At 70.3% G+C, this 16004-nt stretch carries 14 protein-coding genes; 1 reads left to right on the plus strand and 13 read right to left on the minus strand.

The window, feature by feature from the left end; translation table 11 throughout:
• Positions 1 to 97 precede the first annotated feature (97 nt).
• The 8 genes from HP507_RS08065 to dusB form a co-directional block, all read right to left on the minus strand.
• Positions 98 to 1030, minus strand: coding sequence for an ATP-binding cassette domain-containing protein (locus HP507_RS08065; RefSeq protein WP_175351269.1), 933 nt, complete (start codon positions 1028 to 1030; stop codon positions 98 to 100).
• A 146-nt stretch (positions 1031 to 1176) separates the two neighbouring features.
• A complete protein-coding gene (locus HP507_RS08070) occupies positions 1177 to 2877 on the minus strand; it encodes an ABC transporter ATP-binding protein (protein WP_175351270.1) in 1701 nt (566 codons plus the stop codon).
• Positions 2874 to 3869 (minus strand): ABC transporter permease, encoded by a 996-nt coding sequence (locus tag HP507_RS08075; protein ID WP_175351271.1) that lies wholly within the window; start codon positions 3867 to 3869, stop codon positions 2874 to 2876. Before HP507_RS08075 ends, HP507_RS08070 begins: the two co-directional genes overlap by 4 nt.
• A gap of 2 nt (positions 3870 to 3871) precedes the next feature.
• Positions 3872 to 4969: an ABC transporter permease gene (locus HP507_RS08080; protein WP_376984204.1), complete on the minus strand. Its 1098-nt coding sequence runs from the start codon at positions 4967 to 4969 to the stop codon at positions 3872 to 3874.
• Between the two features lie 72 nt (positions 4970 to 5041).
• A complete protein-coding gene (locus HP507_RS08085; RefSeq protein WP_175351272.1) occupies positions 5042 to 6658 on the minus strand; it encodes an ABC transporter substrate-binding protein in 1617 nt (538 codons plus the stop codon).
• A gap of 451 nt (positions 6659 to 7109) precedes the next feature.
• Positions 7110 to 9041 carry a DNA primase gene (gene dnaG / locus HP507_RS08090; protein ID WP_175351273.1) on the minus strand — a complete coding sequence of 644 codons (1932 nt, stop codon included), beginning with the start codon at positions 9039 to 9041 and terminating at the stop codon, positions 7110 to 7112.
• Positions 9042 to 9354: 313 nt separating this feature from the next.
• Entirely contained in the window at positions 9355 to 10644 is a 1290-nt protein-coding gene (locus HP507_RS08095; protein WP_175351274.1) for a deoxyguanosinetriphosphate triphosphohydrolase, read from the minus strand.
• Entirely contained in the window at positions 10641 to 11813 is a 1173-nt protein-coding gene (dusB, locus tag HP507_RS08100; protein ID WP_175351275.1) for a tRNA dihydrouridine synthase DusB, read from the minus strand. The genes HP507_RS08095 and dusB overlap by 4 nt, the downstream gene beginning before the upstream one ends.
• Positions 11814 to 11860: 47 nt before the next feature.
• Between dusB and HP507_RS08105 the strand changes: the two genes are divergently transcribed.
• Positions 11861 to 12343: an aminoacyl-tRNA deacylase gene (locus tag HP507_RS08105; RefSeq protein ID WP_175351276.1), complete on the plus strand. Its 483-nt coding sequence runs from the start codon at positions 11861 to 11863 to the stop codon at positions 12341 to 12343.
• 9 nt (positions 12344 to 12352) lie between these two features.
• On the opposite strand, the gene HP507_RS08110 is transcribed toward HP507_RS08105, so the two are convergent.
• From HP507_RS08110 to HP507_RS17565, 5 genes are all read right to left on the minus strand, one after another.
• The gene (locus tag HP507_RS08110) at positions 12353 to 12604 is read right to left on the minus strand and encodes a hypothetical protein (protein WP_175351277.1); all 252 of its coding nucleotides are present in this window, start codon (positions 12602 to 12604) and stop codon (positions 12353 to 12355) included.
• The gene (locus HP507_RS08115; protein WP_175351278.1) at positions 12601 to 13338 is read right to left on the minus strand and encodes a DsbA family oxidoreductase; all 738 of its coding nucleotides are present in this window, start codon (positions 13336 to 13338) and stop codon (positions 12601 to 12603) included. Before HP507_RS08115 ends, HP507_RS08110 begins: the two co-directional genes overlap by 4 nt.
• 167 nt (positions 13339 to 13505) lie before the next feature.
• Positions 13506 to 14891: a glycine--tRNA ligase gene (locus HP507_RS08120; protein ID WP_175351279.1), complete on the minus strand. Its 1386-nt coding sequence runs from the start codon at positions 14889 to 14891 to the stop codon at positions 13506 to 13508.
• Between the two features lie 114 nt (positions 14892 to 15005).
• Positions 15006 to 15803, minus strand: coding sequence for an isoprenyl transferase (locus HP507_RS08125; RefSeq protein WP_175351280.1), 798 nt, complete (start codon positions 15801 to 15803; stop codon positions 15006 to 15008).
• Positions 15800 to 16004, minus strand: a 205-nt coding sequence (locus tag HP507_RS17565; protein ID WP_217508607.1) for a hypothetical protein, incomplete at its 5' end; no start/stop codon positions are given. The genes HP507_RS08125 and HP507_RS17565, both read right to left, overlap by 4 nt.

Raw genomic sequence — 16004 nt, forward strand, 5'->3', positions numbered from 1 at the left:
GACGACGGAGCCGACGACGACGAACCCGACGAAGACGAACCCAACGACGAACCCGACGAAGACGGACCCGACGACACCGGCGAACCGAAACCCGCGCTCACGCGTTCTCCTGCCGTTCCGCACGGGGACCGGTACCGGCACCGACCGGACGGCGTGGCGCCGACGAACGCCGGGGGGCCGCGGCGGCGGGCTGCCGGCGCTTCACCGGACGGGCCGCCGTCGACGCGAGCGTCTTGACGTACGGGTCGACGGGGTTGTCGAGGACCTCGTCGAAGGTGCCGAGGCCGACGAGCCGGCTCTCGGCCATGATGGCCACCCGGTCGGCGAGGGCGCGGGCCTCGCGCAGGTCACTCGACACCACGACGGCGGAGAAGTGCCGGTTCCGCTGCAGGGTCGCGAGCGCCTCGAGCACGGACTGGCGCACGAGCACGTCCACGCCGCGGGCGGGTTCGTCGGCGACGAGCAGCTGCGGCTCGAGGACGAGCGCACGGGCGAGGGCGACTCGCTGCCGCTGTCCGCTCGAGAGTTCCCACGTGTTGAGGCGCATCACGCCGAGCGGCAGGTGCACGGCGTCCACCAGGCGCGCGACGATGAGCCCCGCTTCCTTCCGGTCGAAGCGGCGGTCTCTGACGTAGATCGGCTCCGCGATCGCCTCGCCGACGGTGAGGTCCGGGCTGAGCCGGTCCGCGCCGTCCTGCGGCAGGTACCCGATGCGGCCGGTGAGCCGTTCGAGCTTCCGTGAGCTCGCCCGCAGCCCGCGCGTCTTCTGCCCGAGGACGGTGAGCTCACCCCCGACGATGTGCCGGCGGTGGGCTCCTTCGCCCTCGCCGGTGGCACCGAGCTGTCCCGCGATGGCCGCGGCGAACGTCGACTTGCCGGACCCGGACTCGCCGAGCACGGCGAGGATCTCCCCCTGGCGGACCGTCAGGCTGACGCCGTCGACAGCCCGGATCGCATCCGTTCCCCGCCCGCTCCGGTACTCGATCGACACGTCGTCAGCGACGACCGCCGGTCCGTTCACCGCGATCATGGGTCCCCTTCCACGCCGCCCCCTGGCGGCGGTTCGCGACGGACCGGGGTACGCCGACCGTCGTGCGTGTTGCGGTGGAGGCGACCGCCTGGAGGCGCGGCGTGCGTCGTCGACGCGAGCCGCGCCTCCAGGATGGTCACGTCGGGTCAGGACCCGGCGTTCTCCAGTTCCACAAGCGTACGCCGTCGCTCCGCCTGTTCCGCCGGGTCCGGCACCGGGAGCGACGCCAGGAGACGCTGCGTGTAGGGGTGCTGCGGTGCGCCGAGGACCTCGGCGGTCGTGCCCGTCTCCACCAGGTCGCCGCGGTACAGCACCGCGATCCGGTCCGACAGCGCGCCGACGACGGCGAGGTCGTGGCTGATGAACAGCGATGCGAACCCGAGGTCCTGCTGCAGCTCGAGGAACAGTTCGAGCACGCGTGCCTGCACCGACACGTCGAGCGCACTCGTCGGCTCGTCCGCGATGAGCAGCTTCGGCCGGAGCGCGAGGGACCGGGCGAGCGACGCGCGCTGGCGCTGCCCGCCGGAGAGCTCGTGCGGGTAGCGGTCGCCGTACGACGCGGGCAGCTGCACGGCCTCGAGCAGTTCGCCGACTCGCTTCCGGGCGGCTCGCGGGCTCGATGCCTCACCGTGCACGACGAGCGGTTCGGCGACGCACTCCGAGATCGTCAGCAGCGGGTTGAACGAGGTCGCCGGGTCCTGGAACACGAACCCGATGTCCTTGCGGTGCCGCTTGAAGTCCCGCTCGCGGTACCCGAGCATCTCGGTGCCGAGGACCTCGAGCGAACCGCCCGTGACCTTCGTCAGTCCGGCGATCGCCCGGCCGATGGTGGTCTTGCCCGAACCGGACTCCCCCACCAGCCCGAGGACCTCGCCGGGGCGGATGTCGAGGTCGACGCCCTTGACCGCCTTGAACGCGTGCGAGCCGAGGCGGCCCGGGTACTCGATCTCGAGACCCCGCGCGGACACCAGCGGCTGGACGTCCGACGTGATCGCGGCGCGGCGGGCGGCCCCGGTGGAGGCCTCGAGCCGGGGCACGGCGGCGAGCAGGCGCTTGGTGTAGTCGGCCTGCGGTGCCGCGAAGAGCTGACCGACCGGGGCCTCTTCGACGACCTCGCCCTGGTACATCACGGCGACGCGGTCGGCCAGGTCGGCCACCACGCCCATGTTGTGCGTGATGATCACGATCGCCGTGCCGAACTCGTCGCGGCACCGGCGGAGCAGGTCGAGGATCTCCGCCTGCACCGTCACGTCGAGGGCCGTCGTCGGCTCGTCGGCGATGATCACCGACGGTTCGAGGGCGAGCGCGCTCGCGATCACGACGCGCTGCTTCTGCCCGCCGGAGAACTGATGCGGGTAGTGGTCGACACGGGTCTCCGGGTCGGGGATGCCGACACGGCCGAGGTAGTCGATCGCCTTCGCGCGCGCTTCCTTCTTCGACATCCCGCCGTGCGCCCGGAGTCCCTCGGCGATCTGCCACCCGACCGTGAAGACCGGGTTGAGCGCCGTGGAGGGTTCCTGGAAGACCATCGCGCCGGCCGTGCCGCGCAGGCTCCGGAGCTTCTGCGAGCCGACCGTGACGACGTCCGTGCCGTCGAGGTACACCGCGCCGCCGAGCGTCGCCGTCTCGGGCATCAGCCGGAGGATGCTCCGTGCGGTCACGGACTTGCCGGAGCCGGACTCGCCGACGAGGGCGAGGACCTCACCCGGGCGGACGTCGAGGGTGACGCCCTTGACGGCGTCGACGGCACCGTTGTCGGTGGCGAACGTGACGGTCAGGTCGTCGACGACGACGACGGGTTCCGTGGTGGTGTCACCGGACTGGAGGCGCGTGGTTGCGTCGCTCATGCGGCCGCCCCTTCCGTGCTGGTCGCCTGCTTGCGCGACACCAGCTGCTTCAGCCGCCGGCGGGCACGCAGACGGGGATCGGAGATGTCGTTCAGGCTCTCGCCGATGAACGTGACACCGAGGACGAGCACCACGATCGCGACACCCGGGAAGACACCGGTCCACCAGACGCCGCTCGCCACGTCGGACAGCGCGCGGCTCAGGTCGTAGCCCCACTCCGCACCGCTGGTCGGGCCGATGCCGAACCCGAGGAAGCCGAGGCCCGCGAGCGTCAGGATCGCGTCGCTGGCGTTCAGCGTGAGGATCAGCGGCAGCGAGCGCGTGGAGTTCCGCAGGACGTGCCGGGTCATGATCCGCCACGGGTTCGTGCCCATCACGCGCGCCGACTCGACGAACGCCTCGTTCTTCAGGCGCACGGCCTCGGCGCGGACGACCCGGAAGTACTGCGGGACGTACACGACCGTGATCGAGATCGCCGCGGCGATGATGCCGCCGGCGTAGCTCGAGTTGCCGCCCGAGATGACGATCGAGACCACGATCGCGAGCAGCAGCGACGGGAACGCGTAGATCGCGTCCGCGACGACGACGAGGATCCGGTCGAGCCAGCCGCCGATGTAGCCGGAGACCATGCCGAGCAGCACGCCGACGATGATCGACACGACGACGGCCACGATCACCACGAGGACCGCGGTCCGGGCGCCGTAGACCACGCGGCTGAACACGTCGAAGCCGCCGACGGTCGTGCCCCAGATGTGGACGGAGCTCGGCTCGCCGGTACGCGGGAAGCTGTGGCCGTCCGCGCCCTGCAGCTGGCCGAAGCCGTACGGGGCGATGAGCGGCGCGGCGATCGCGACGATGATGTACAGGGCGCAGATGACCACGCCGGTGATGAGCATGGCGCGCTGCCAGCCCGTGCTCTTGCGGAGCTGCACCACCACGGGGAGCCGCTTCCACAGCGGCTCGTGGCGGTCGACGAGGGAGGTGTCAGCCATCTCTAGAACCTCACTCTCGGGTCGATCAGTGCGGCGACGACGTCGACGACGAAGTTCGTCACCGCGACGATCACCGCGAGCATCGCGACGATGCCCTGGACCGCGACGAAGTCGCGGGCCGACAGGTACTGGTTGAGCTCGAAGCCGAGCCCGCGCCACCCGAAGGTGGTCTCGGTGAGGACGGAACCGCCCAGGAGCATGGCGATCTGGAGTCCCATCACCGTGATGATCGGCACGAGGGCGGGACGGAACGCGTGCGTCCGGACGAGCCGCGCCTCCCGGACGCCGCGCGAGCGGGCCGCGTCCACGTACTCGGAACCGAGCGAACCGATCATGTTCGCGCGCACCAGGCGCAGGAAGATGCCTGCGGTCAGCAGGCCGAGCGTCAGCGCCGGCAGCACGGCGTGCGCGAGCACGTCGGTGATGATCTCGGCGTTGCCCGTGCGGAGCGCGTCGATGATGTAGATGCCGGTCGCACCCGGGATGCGGTCGAGGACCAGTTCGACACGGGTGGACGCGCGGTCGCCGAGCGGCAGCCAGCCGAGCCACACCGAGAAGACGAGCTTGAGCAGCAGGCCGCCGAAGAACACCGGGGTCGCGTAGGTCAGGATCGCGAGCGCGCGGAAGAGCACGTCGGGCCACTTGTCGCGCATGTACGCGGCGAGCATGCCGAGCGGGATGCCGAGCACGAGGGCGACGATGAGCGCGTAGAACACGAGCTCCGCCGTCGCGCCGCCGTACGTGACGATGATCTCGGTGATCGGTCGGTGGTCCGTCGACGTCGTGCCGAAGTCGCCGCGGAGGATGTTCCCGAGGTACTCGAAGTACTGCACGAGCACGGGCCGGTCGTACCCGGCGGCGTGCAGGCGCTCCTGCAGCTGGTCCGGAGTGAGACGGCCGCCGACCGAAGCGGTGATCGGGTTCCCGATGACGCGCATCAGGAAGAACACGAGCGTCACCAGGATGAAGACGGTCGGGAAGATGAGGAGGAACCTGACGAGGACGTACCGGCCGAGTCCGCCGCCGCTGCCACCTGCACGTCGCTGTGCCTGTGGTTTGGTCGGCTCGGTCTCGATCGCCTCTGGGGTGGTGAGGGTCACGGGGAGGGGTGCCTTTCGAGGACGTGACCAGGGGGCGTTCTGCTCGAGAACGCCCCCTGGCCGTCGTCGGTGTTACTTGGAGAGGGTTGCGTAGCGGAACTTGAACGAGGCGTCGAGCTTCAGGCCCTTGACGTCCTTGTTCGCGACCGCGACCGACTTGCCCTGCAGGAGCGGGAGGGTCGAGATCTGCTCGGCCTCACGCTGCTGGGCCTGCTCGATGAGGTCGGCCCGCTTGGCCGTGTCGGACTCGGCCTGCTCCTTGGCGATCAGGTCCTGGATGACCGAGTCGTCGTAGTGGTTCTGCACGAAGTTGTCCTTCGTGAAGAACGGCGAGAGGTAGTTGTCCGCGTCGGAGAAGTCCGGGAACCAGCCGAGCTGGTACTCCGGGTAGGCGTCCTTCGTGCGCTCCTGGGCGTAGGTCGTGTAGACCGTCGACTGGATGTTCACGTCGAACAGGCCCGACTTCTCGAGCTGGGTCTTCAGCAGCGCGTACTCGTCGTCCGACGCCGAACCGTAGTGGTCCGGGGCGTACTGGATGTCGAGCTGCACCTTGCCGGTGACACCGGCGTCGGAGAGCGTCTTCTTCGCCTTGTCGAGGTCCGGGGCGCCGTTGCCGTCGCCGTAGAGCGACTTGAACGGCGTCGCGGCACCCGTCAGGCCGTCCGGCACCATCGAGTACAGCGGCGTGTAGGTGTCGTTGTAGACCTCCTTCGCGAGCGCGTCACGGTCGACGACGTCCGCGACCGCCTGGCGCACCGCGAGGGCCTTCTTCTCGTCCGCGCCGGACTGGCCGGTCCCGAACGGCTGCGACTTGAAGTTGAACACGACGTAGCGGATCTCGCCGCCGGGGCCGTCCGTGACCTTCAGCTTGTCGTCCTTGCGCAGGTCGGCGATGTCCGTCGGCGTCAGCGAGCGGTACGCCACGTCGACGTCGCCCTTCTGCACGGCGAGCTTGAGGTCGGTCTCCTTGGTGTAGTAGTTCGCCGTCACCTCGTCGGTCTTCGCCTTGCCGAGGAGCCCGTCGTACTTCTTGTTCACCTTGTACTGGATGAGCTGGTTCTCCTTGTACGAGGTGATCTCGTACTGCCCGGCGAACGCCTTGCCCTTGACGATGTCGGCGGCGCTGGTGAGCTTGTCCGCGCTGAAGACGTCCTCGTCCACGATCGGGCCGGCCGGGCTGGAGAGCACCTGCGGCCACGTCTGGTCGGCGTGGTCGAGGTGGAACACGACCGTGGTGGCGTTCGGCGTGTCGATGCTCTTGAGGTTGGCGAGCAGCGACTGCGGGCCGTTCTCGTTGTTGATCTTCAGCTCGCGCTCGAACGAGAACTTCACGTCGCTCGACGTGAGCTTGTTGCCGTTCGCGAACTCGAGGCCCTTCTTGAGCGTCACCGTGTAGGTGGTGTCATTCGTGAACTCGCCCTTCGTGGCGATGTCCGGCTTCACGTCCGGGCTGCCCACGGGGGTGTTCATCAGGAACGGGAAGACCTGGTTCTGCACGGCGAAGGAGCCGTTGTCGTACGAGCCCGCCGGGTCGAGCGACGTGATCGTGTCGGTCGTCCCGATGCTCAGGCCGTTCAGGTCGGTGTCGCTCACGCTGCCGCCCGCGCAGCCGGTGAGCACCAGCGCCGTCGCTGCTGCCCCGGCGCCGAGCGCGATGCCGCGCTTGCCCCACTTGGTCACGGATGCCATGTCCGATGCCTCTCTTGGTGATGAATGCAAGGGTCCTGGGCCGGTGGTGGAACGTCTGTGTGCCCGACCAGGAACGCTCATTGCTATCACCCTGTCACGGAACTCCACGAACCGGGGGCGATTTGTTTACACCGCTGTAATGCGCGGGAGCGTCCTGTGGCGCATCATGCGTGCGCATGGGCACGCGAGTCGCGCAGGAAAGTTGCGTCCTGCAACGCGGTGCGTTCCGGGTGCGTTCCGGGTGCCGCGAGCAGTGCGCCACCCGGTCACGACATGCCGCCGTCCTGTGCCGAGCGGTCACGACATGTCGCACGCGCGGCTCCCCAGCGACGAATTGCGACCGGTCGACACTCCGCCGGCGACGTGCCATGACCACTCGGGGACAATCACCAGCGGCTGGGACCTGGTTGCGCCTCGACCGCGCTCGTGCGCGTCCGCGTCAGCGTGCCCGCTACGACGCCTCGGCGTCAGCGCGGAGCCGCATCCGCTGCGCGTCGATGTCGACGAGCTGCCGCTGGATCTCCGCGCGCCGGCCGGCCTGCTCGTGCGGGTCCGCCCGCTGCAGCTGCCCGAGGAGGGACGCCTTGCGCGCGAGCAGGTCCCGCTCCACCAGGGCCACGACGATGCTCCGTGCGTAGAGCGCGAGGTCCTCGTCGGTACGGGCTGGGATCGGCGCGAGCGCGAGCTCCTGCACGAGGCCACGGAACGGCGCCGGCACGTCCTGCAGCAGCCGGTCGAGCCAGTTCCCCGCGCCGATGGCATCGACGTTCGCCACGACGGCGTCCCGCACGACCGAGAGCATCGGCGCCGAGAACGTCGCGGCGGCGGCCAACCCGAGGAGCGGCGCTCCGACGTGTCCGGGCTGCTGCACCATCGCCATCACGGCGTCGCGTTCCATCCGGGTGATCGGGTCGTTCGGCAGCAGTCGGAGTCCGGCCACGGGCTCCTCCGGCGGGGCGACCGCCTCGCCACCGGGGCCGACGTGCGAGGCCGGCACCGTGCCTCCTGAGCGGTGGTCGTCGTGCCGCCCACCGGAGGCCGCACCTGCCCGCTGCCGTGCGTTCTCGACGGCGCGGCGCACCTCCGGGATGTCCATGCCGAGCCACTTGGCCGTCTCACGCGTGTACGCCGTCGCGAGCGTGCGATCGCGGATCCCGGCGACCACGGGCGCAGCATCGCGAAGGCCGGCGACACGCCCCTCGGCCGTCTCGATGTCGTGCGTGGCGAGCCTGCGGCGGATGATGAACTCGAACATCGGACGCTTGGTCTCGATCAGGCGCGCGACGGCGGAGTCTCCTCGTGCCAGACGAAGATCGCACGGATCGAGACCGCCGGGCGCGACTGCGACGTAGGTCTGCGAAGCGAATCGGCTCTCCTCGGCGAAGGCACGAGACGCGGCTCGCTGACCGGCTTCGTCGGGGTCGAACGTGAAGACGATGTTGCCGAGTTGCGAGAGATCGCGCCCGACCGAGTCGCCGAGCATCGGACGGAGCACCTTGATGTGGTCGACACCGAACGACGTGCCGCACGTGGCCACCGCCGTGGTGATTCCGGCGAGGTGACACGCCATCACGTCGGTGTAGCCCTCGACGATGACGACCTGCTTCTGCTTCGAGATCTCCCGCCGGGCGAGGTCGATCCCGTAGAGCACCTGGCTCTTGTGGTAGATCGGCGTCTCGGGCGTGTTGAGGTACTTCGGGCCCTTGTCGTCGTCGAGCAGCCGGCGCGCACCGAAGCCGATCGTCGCCCCGGTCACGTCGCGGATCGGCCACATCAGGCGCCCTCGGAACCGGTCGTACGGGGAGCGGTCGCCCTGACTGACGAGCCCGGCACTCGTGAGCTCCTCGAGCGTGAAGCCCCGGCCGCGCAGGTGGTCCTTGAGCGCGTCGTACGACTTCGGGGCGAACCCGACGCCGAAGTGCTGCGCCGCGGCCGGGTCGAACCCGCGCTCCCCCAGGAACTGCCGGGCAGGCTCGGCCGCGGCCGTGGTGAGCTGCGCCACATAGAACTGCAGCGCCGCCTCGTTCGCGGCGATGAGCCGGGCACGGGTGTTGTAGTCGGTGCGGGGCCCGTCGCCCTCTTCGTAGTGGAGCGTGAAGCCGATCTTCGCGGCCATCCGCTCGACGGCTTCCTGGAAGGAAGTGTGGTCCTGTTTGATCACGAAGTCGAAGACGTCGCCGTCCTCGCCACAGCCGAAGCAGTGGTAGCGGCCGACCTGGGGCCGCACGTGGAACGACGGGGAGCGTTCGTCGTGGAAGGGGCAGAGACCCTTCAGCGACCCCACCCCGGCGGACTTCAGGGTGACGTAGTCGCCGACGACGTCGGCGATGTTGACACGCGAGCGGACCTCGTCGATGTCGTTCCGCGCGATCCTCCCAGCCACCCCTCGATCCTAGTTCGTGGGACCGACCCCCGCTGGCCGCCGGCGGCTTCCGTGGACCGTTCGCCGGCCTGGAGGCGCGGTGCAGGTCGAGCGGCCACCGTCGCGCCCGCGAGCGGTCCGGTCCGGCAACTCCGGGCGCGTCCGCGCGAGCGCTCCGGAGCGGCGCCTCCGGTGCGCCCGCGCGAGCGGTCCGGTGCGGCGCCTCCGGTGCGTCCGCGCGAGCGGTCCGGTGCGGCGCCCCGGGCGCTCGCAAGCGGTCACGGCCGGTGCCTCGGTGTACCCCCGCGACGATGTCACACCTGGAGGTCGCGCGTCAGACCGGGATGTGCGTGGACTCGCGGTCGCCGACCACGAGCCGCTTGTGCCACGCGAGCGCGCCCTGGTCGGTCAGACTCGCGACCTGGTCGACCACGGCCCGCAGCCGTCCGGTGTCGTCGGACGCGGCGCGCCAGTCCGCCGCGAACCCCGGCTCGAGGTCGGCGCAGCCGCCGGCGGCGAGGGCGTCGAGCAGCTCGGTCAGGACCCGACGCTGCTCCTCGTACACGGGCTGCCGGTCGCCCTGCGTCATCACGAACGCCGCGACGATGCCCTTGAGGACCGCGATCTCCCCGATGATCTCCGGCGGCGTGACCACCGAGGCGGCGAACCGGACGAGCGAGCCCGAGGCGTAGGACTCCCGCGTCGCCCTCGTCGCCGTCCGCGCGAACCGCCCGATCAGCTGCGAGGTGAGGTTCTTCAGCCGCGCCAGGTCCTGCCGCGAGCCGTCGTAGGACGTCATCCACAGCGGCAGCGACCGGAGCCGGTCGAACGCCTCGAGCAGCTCGTCACGGCTGAGGTCCGACCCCACCCAGGCGTGCATGGCCGACACGATGTCGTTCTCCCCGACGCGGTCCCCGAGCGCGGCGACGTCGATGAACCCCGCCACGACGGCGTCCTCGAAGTCGTGAACCGAGTAGGCGATGTCGTCGGAGAGGTCCATGACCTGCGCCTCGATGCAGCGCTGACGTCGGGGAGCGCCCGCGCGGAGCCACTCGAACGCGTCGTGGTCGTCGTCGTAGAAGCCGAACTTGGTGCGACCGGACGACGCCTCGGACACGCCCTGCGCGGCCGGCCACGGGTACTTGCAGCTCGCGTCGAGCGACGCGCGGGTGAGGTTGAGCCCGTACGCACGGTCGTCGTCCGGGCCGGAGCCGTAGACCTTCGGCTCGAGCCGGGTGAGGAGCCGCAGCGTCTGCGCGTTCCCCTCGAACCCGCCGATGCCCGCTGCCCAGGCGTTCACGGCGGTCTCGCCGTTGTGCCCGAACGGCGGGTGCCCGATGTCGTGCGCGAGGCACGCGGTGTCGACGACGTCCGGGTCGAGGCCGAGCGAGTCCGCGAGTTCTCGGCCGACCTGGGCGACCTCGAGCGAGTGCGTCAGGCGGTTCCGGGCGAAGTCGAGCCCGGTCGTGGGGCTCAGCACCTGGGTCTTCGCGGCGAGACGCCGGAGCGCGCTCGAGTGCAGGAGCCGTGCACGGTCGCGGGCGAAGTCGGACCGACGGTTGCCGTGGGTCTCGGGCAGCCAGCGCTCGGCGTCGGCCGGCCCGTACGAACTCGTGGCGCTCATCCGCCGCTGTGGTGCAGCTCGGCGGCGGCGAGGACCTTCCGGAACTCACTGTCGACATCGCGCGAATCGAGCCAGCGGTCCGGCAGGGCCGTGCGCTTCGGGTGCCCGGCGCGGCCGCGAGGTCCCTCGGCGTCGGCACCGGGGTAGGGCGCGTCGTGGTCGAGCTGCCCGAGCAGGTCGTCGATCTCCTGCAGGCTGGACGCCATCGCGAGCCCGGACCGGACGTCACCGCCGATCGGGTACCCCTTGAAGTACCAGGCGACGTGCTTCCGGATGTCCCGGCAGCCGTGCTCCTCGGAGCCGAAGAACTCGACGAGCAGCTCGGCGTGCCGCTTGAACGCGACTGCCACCTCGCCCAGGGTCGGCATGTAGCGCAGCCCCTCGCCGCGGAACGCCGCCGCGAGGTCCCCGAACAGCCACGGTCGGCCGAGGCACCCGCGCCCCACGACCACGCCGTCGGCGCCGGTCTCGTCGACCATGCGCAGCGCGTCGGCCGCGGACCAGATGTCCCCGTTGCCGAGCACCGGGATGTCGGTGATGGTCTCCTTCAGCGTCGCGATCGCCGACCAGTCGGCGTGCCCCGAGTAGTGCTCGTTCGCGGTGCGGGCGTGCAGCGAGACCGCGGCGACGCCGGCGTCCCGGGCGATCCGGGCGGCGTCGAGGTAGGTGAGGTGGTCGCCGTCGATGCCCTTGCGCATCTTCACCGTGACGGGGACGTCACCGGCGGCGCGGACGGTTTTCGTCACGAGCTCACGGAACAGCTCGAGCTTCCACGGCAGTGCCGCTCCCCCGCCCTTCCGCGTGACCTTCGGCACGGGGCAGCCGAAGTTGAGGTCGATGTGGTCGGCTCGGTCCTCACCGACGAGGATCGATGCCGCCTCGGCCACGGTGTTCGGCTCGACGCCGTACAGCTGGATCGACCGCGGGGTCTCGGATTCGTGGTGCTGGATGAGCTGCATCGACACGGGCGTCCGTTCGACGAGCGCGCGGGACGTGATCATCTCGCAGACGTACAGTCCGGCGCCGTACTCGCGGCAGAGCCGGCGGTACGCCATGTTCGTGATGCCCGCCATCGGTGCGAGCACGACCGGCACGTCGACCTCGATGGGGCCGATGCGCAGGGGCTTCGCCGGACGGGTGGCCGTTCCGGGTGCGTCTGTGATCGTCATACCTGTCCCATTCTCCCACGTCGGTGCCCGCCGGTAGCGTTCTCCACATGACGACCGACGCCAGCACCAGGTTCGACGCCGACGCAGCCGCCCGGGGTCTCCGGGTGGATGTCGTCGAGCGGCCCGCCGCGAACTCCCTGCACGAAGCGGCGGAGCTCCTCGGCATCGAGCCCGGCGACATCGTGAAGACCCTCGTCGTGAAGCGGCACGACGGCGGCTTCCTGCTGGCGCTCGTGCCGGGCGGCCGGAGCATCGCGTGGAAGAAGCTCCGCACCGTCGTCGGGGTCAACAAGCTCTCCATGCCCGACGCCGGCACCGCGCTCGAGGCCTCGGGCTACGAGCGCGGCACCATCACCCCGATCGGTGCGACGGGCGACCTGCCGGTCTACGCCGACGAGCGCATCGCCGGTCGACGAGTCGCCCTCGGCGCGGGCCGCCACGGTGCGAGCGCCTTCGTCGATGCCGACGACCTCGTCGCCGCGTACGACGCGACGCTCGCCGACATCACCGACGAGGAACCCGTCCGGTAGTCGACGGCTTCAGTCGGGCACCTCGACCCACACACCCTCGGCCCCCGGGACGAAGGCAGCATCCACGAGACAGCTGTCACCTTCGCAGACCGGCGCACCACCGGGCGTGACGAGCGTGAGCAGGCCGGGGCGCGCCTCCAGGCCCGCCGGAGCGGCCAGACCGTTCAGCGTGAGCTCACCCGTCAGCGCGTCCGGCACCGAGACGGGCGGCGCGGCCTGGAGGCGCGGCTCGGCCGCACCCGTCGGAATCGCGTCCGTCACCGGGTCACCGCCGCATCTGCTGCCTCGTCGTCGGTGGCGCGCTGCGACGCCTGCGCGACCTCCTCGGGAGTGGTGTCCCGGAGCGCGACCACCTGCGTGAGTACCTGCTCGAACGCCGCCGGGTCCTGCGCACCGGAGACGCCGTACTTGCCGTCGATGACGAAGAACGGGACGCCGTTGATGCCGTACGCCTGTGCCTGCGCCTGGTCGGCACGGACCGCCGCGAGCTGCGCGTCGTCGCGGAGCGTCGCGAGGACCTCGTCACGGTCGAGTCCGACCTCCGCCGCGAGGGACGCGAGTGACTCGTCCTGCCCGACGTGCTCACCGCGCTCGAAGTAGGCGGCGAAGAGCCGCTCGACCATCTCCAGCTGCTTGCCCTGCTGCTTCGCGAGGTGGATGAGCTGGTGCGCCTTCACCGTGTTGGTGTGGTGCATGGACTCGAAGTCGTAGTCGAGCCCGACGCTCGCGGCGATGCGGGTGACCTGGTCGAGCATCCGCTGCGCCTGCTCGACGGGCATGCCCTTGTGGCCGGAGAGGAACTCCGCCTCGGTGCCCTCGAAGTCGACGGGGGTGTCGGGGCTGAGTTCGAAGGAGTGGTACTCGACCTCGACCGTCGGTCGGTCGTCGGCGGCGGAGCGGAACGCGGCGACACCGGCCTCGAACTTCCGCTTGCCGATGTAGCACCAGGGGCAGGCGATGTCCGACCAGACATCGACCTTCACAGAGTCGTTCATGCCCGACGCAACCGGCGCCGCCATCGCGGCATTCCCGCGCCGCGCCGCGCCGCCGCGCGCGCCGCGGTTCTCCCGATGCAAAACACCGGTGTTCGCGGGTCGAACACCCGCTTGCGGGTGTGCAACGCACGAACACCGGTGTCTTGCGGACCGCAGCCCGCGCGCGGCTACGCGCCGAGCAGCCGCGCGGCGAGGTAGCCCTGCAGCTGGTCGAGCGCCACGCGCTCCTGCGACATCGTGTCGCGCTCGCGCACCGTCACGGCCTTGTCGTCGAGCGTGTCGAAGTCCACCGTGATGCAGAACGGCGTGCCGATCTCGTCGTGGCGGCGGTAGCGACGGCCGATCGCACCGGCATCGTCGAAGTCCACGTTCCAGTACTTCCGCAGGTCGTCCGCGAGGCCGCGGGCCACCGGCGACAGCTGCTCGTTGCGGGACAGCGGCAGCACCGCGGCCTTGACCGGAGCAAGGCGCGGATCGAGTCGCAACACGGTGCGCTTGTCGACGCCGCCCTTCGCGTTCGGGGCCTCGTCCTCGTGGTACGCGTCGAGCAGGAACGCCATGAGCGCACGGGTGAGACCGAACGACGGCTCGATGACGTACGGCACGTACTTCTCGTTCGCGGCCTGGTCGAAGTAGCGCAGGTCCTTGCCGGACGACTCGATGTGGTTGTTGAGGTCGAAGTCGGTACGGTTCGCGACGCCCATGAGCTCGCCCCACTCCGAGCCCGCGAAGCCGAAGCGGTACTCGATGTCCGCGGTGGCGTCGGAGTAGTGCGCACGCTCGCCGTCCGGCACGTCGAAGCGACGCAGGTTCTCCGGGTCGATGCCGAGGTCGGTGAAGAACGCGACCGAGTCGGCGATCCACTGCTCGTAGTGCTCTTCCGCGGAGGCCGGCGGCACGAAGTACTCGATCTCCATCTGCTCGAACTCTCGCGTGCGGAAGATGAAGTTGCCGGGCGTGATCTCGTTGCGGAACGCCTTGCCGACCTGGCCGATGCCGAAGGGCGGCTTCATGCGGCTCGTCGTGACGACCTGCGCGAAGTCGACGAAGATGCCCTGCGCGGTCTCGGGACGGAGGAAGTTCAGCCCCTCTTCCGACTCGACCGGGCCGAGGTAGGTCTTGAGCATGCCGGAGAACTCGCGCGGCTCGGTCCACTGCCCGCGGGTACCGCAGTTCGGGCACGCGATCTCGGCCATGCCGCCCTCGGGCTTGCGGCCCTTCTTCGCCTCGAACGCCTCTTCCAGGTGGTCTGCCCGGAAGCGGTGGTGGCAGTGCAGGCACTCCACGAGCGGATCGGTGAAGGTCGCGACGTGACCCGAGGCTTCCCACACCTTGCGCGGCAGGATCACGGCGGAGTCGAGGCCCACCATGTCGCCGCGGCCGCGGACGAACCGCTGCCACCACTGGCGCTTGATGTTCTCCTTCAGCTCGACGCCGAGGGGCCCGTAGTCCCATGCGGAGCGGGATCCGCCGTAGATCTCCCCCGACTGGAAGACGAAGCCACGGCCCTTGGCCAGGGCGATGACGCTGTCGAGACGGGAGGACTGTGCCAAGGAATGCTCCAGAGGTCGCCGAGCCGGGTGCTCGGTGCGGAAACGTACCCCGCAAGCGTACCGGCGTTCGTTCCGGCCTGGAGGCGCGGCGCGGGTCCTGTGGAGAACCGGCCGTCAGACCGCGGGTGCGTCCACTGCACCGCCGTAGCGGCGATCGCGGCGCGCGTACTCCTCGATCGCTCCCCACAGGTCGGTGCGGCGGAAGTCCGGCCAGAGCCGGTCGAGGAACACCATCTCGGCGTACGCCGACTGCCACAGCATGAAGTTGGACGTGCGCTGCTCCCCCGAACTGCGCAGGAAGAGGTCGACGTCCGGCAGTTCCGGCACGTACAGCCGCTTCGCCAGGGTCTTCTCGGTGACCTGGCTCGGCTTGAGGCGACCGGCTGCGACGTCCTCGGCCATGCCCTGCACGGCGTCGACGATCTCGTTCCGGCCGCCGTAGTTGACGCACATCGTCAGGGTGCAGACGTCGTTGTCGGCGGTCATCCGCTCCGCGGTCTGCAGCTCGTCGATGACGCTGCGCCAGAGCTTCGGCCGGCGACCGGCCCACCGGATCCGCACGCCCCACGCGTTCAGCTGGTCGCGGCGGCGGTGCAGGACCTCACGGTTGAAGCCCATGAGGAACCGGACCTCGTCCGGGGAGCGCTTCCAGTTCTCGGTGGAGAACGCGTACGCCGACACGTGCTTGACGCCGATCTGCACGGCGCCGGCGACGACGTCGAGCAGGGACGCCTCGCCCGCGCGGTGCCCCTCGACCCGGGTGAGCCCGCGCTGGTTCGCCCAGCGGCCGTTGCCGTCCATGACGATCGCGACGTGGTCGGGCACGAACTGCTTCGGGATCGCCGGGGGCTGCTCGCCCGTCCAGTCGACGGGTCGCAGTGGCTCGGGCTCGGCGTACCGGCGAGGGGTCATGCAGGGTTTCCTTCGGGATCGGACGGGGTCGGCGCGTTCCGGGCGTGTGCCGCCGAGGACGTCGTGCCTGGGGCCGGCGTCGCGAGGGCGTCAGCCGGGGTGGGCACCGCCGGGGCCGCCGTCGCGAGGGCGTCAGCCGGGGTGGGCACCGCCGGGGCCGCCGTCGCGAGGGCGTCAGCCGGGGTGGGCACCGCCGGGGCC

It is taken from the genome of Curtobacterium pusillum (assembly GCF_013359865.1).
GTDB classification, from domain to species: Bacteria; Actinomycetota; Actinomycetes; order Actinomycetales; family Microbacteriaceae; genus Curtobacterium; species Curtobacterium pusillum.

Coding starts and splice junctions, on each gene's coding strand:
- HP507_RS08065 (WP_175351269.1), bottom strand. CDS start 1,030: ATGATCGCGGTGAACGGACCGGCGGTCGTCGCTGACGACGTGTCGATC.
- HP507_RS08070 (WP_175351270.1), bottom strand. CDS start 2,877: ATGAGCGACGCAACCACGCGCCTCCAGTCCGGTGACACCACCACGGAA.
- HP507_RS08075 (WP_175351271.1), bottom strand. CDS start 3,869: ATGGCTGACACCTCCCTCGTCGACCGCCACGAGCCGCTGTGGAAGCGG.
- HP507_RS08085 (WP_175351272.1), bottom strand. CDS start 6,658: ATGGCATCCGTGACCAAGTGGGGCAAGCGCGGCATCGCGCTCGGCGCC.
- HP507_RS08095 (WP_175351274.1), bottom strand. CDS start 10,644: ATGAGCGCCACGAGTTCGTACGGGCCGGCCGACGCCGAGCGCTGGCTG.
- dusB (WP_175351275.1), bottom strand. CDS start 11,813: ATGACGATCACAGACGCACCCGGAACGGCCACCCGTCCGGCGAAGCCC.
- HP507_RS08105 (WP_175351276.1), top strand. CDS start 11,861: ATGACGACCGACGCCAGCACCAGGTTCGACGCCGACGCAGCCGCCCGG.
- HP507_RS08115 (WP_175351278.1), bottom strand. CDS start 13,338: ATGAACGACTCTGTGAAGGTCGATGTCTGGTCGGACATCGCCTGCCCC.
- HP507_RS08125 (WP_175351280.1), bottom strand. CDS start 15,803: ATGACCCCTCGCCGGTACGCCGAGCCCGAGCCACTGCGACCCGTCGAC.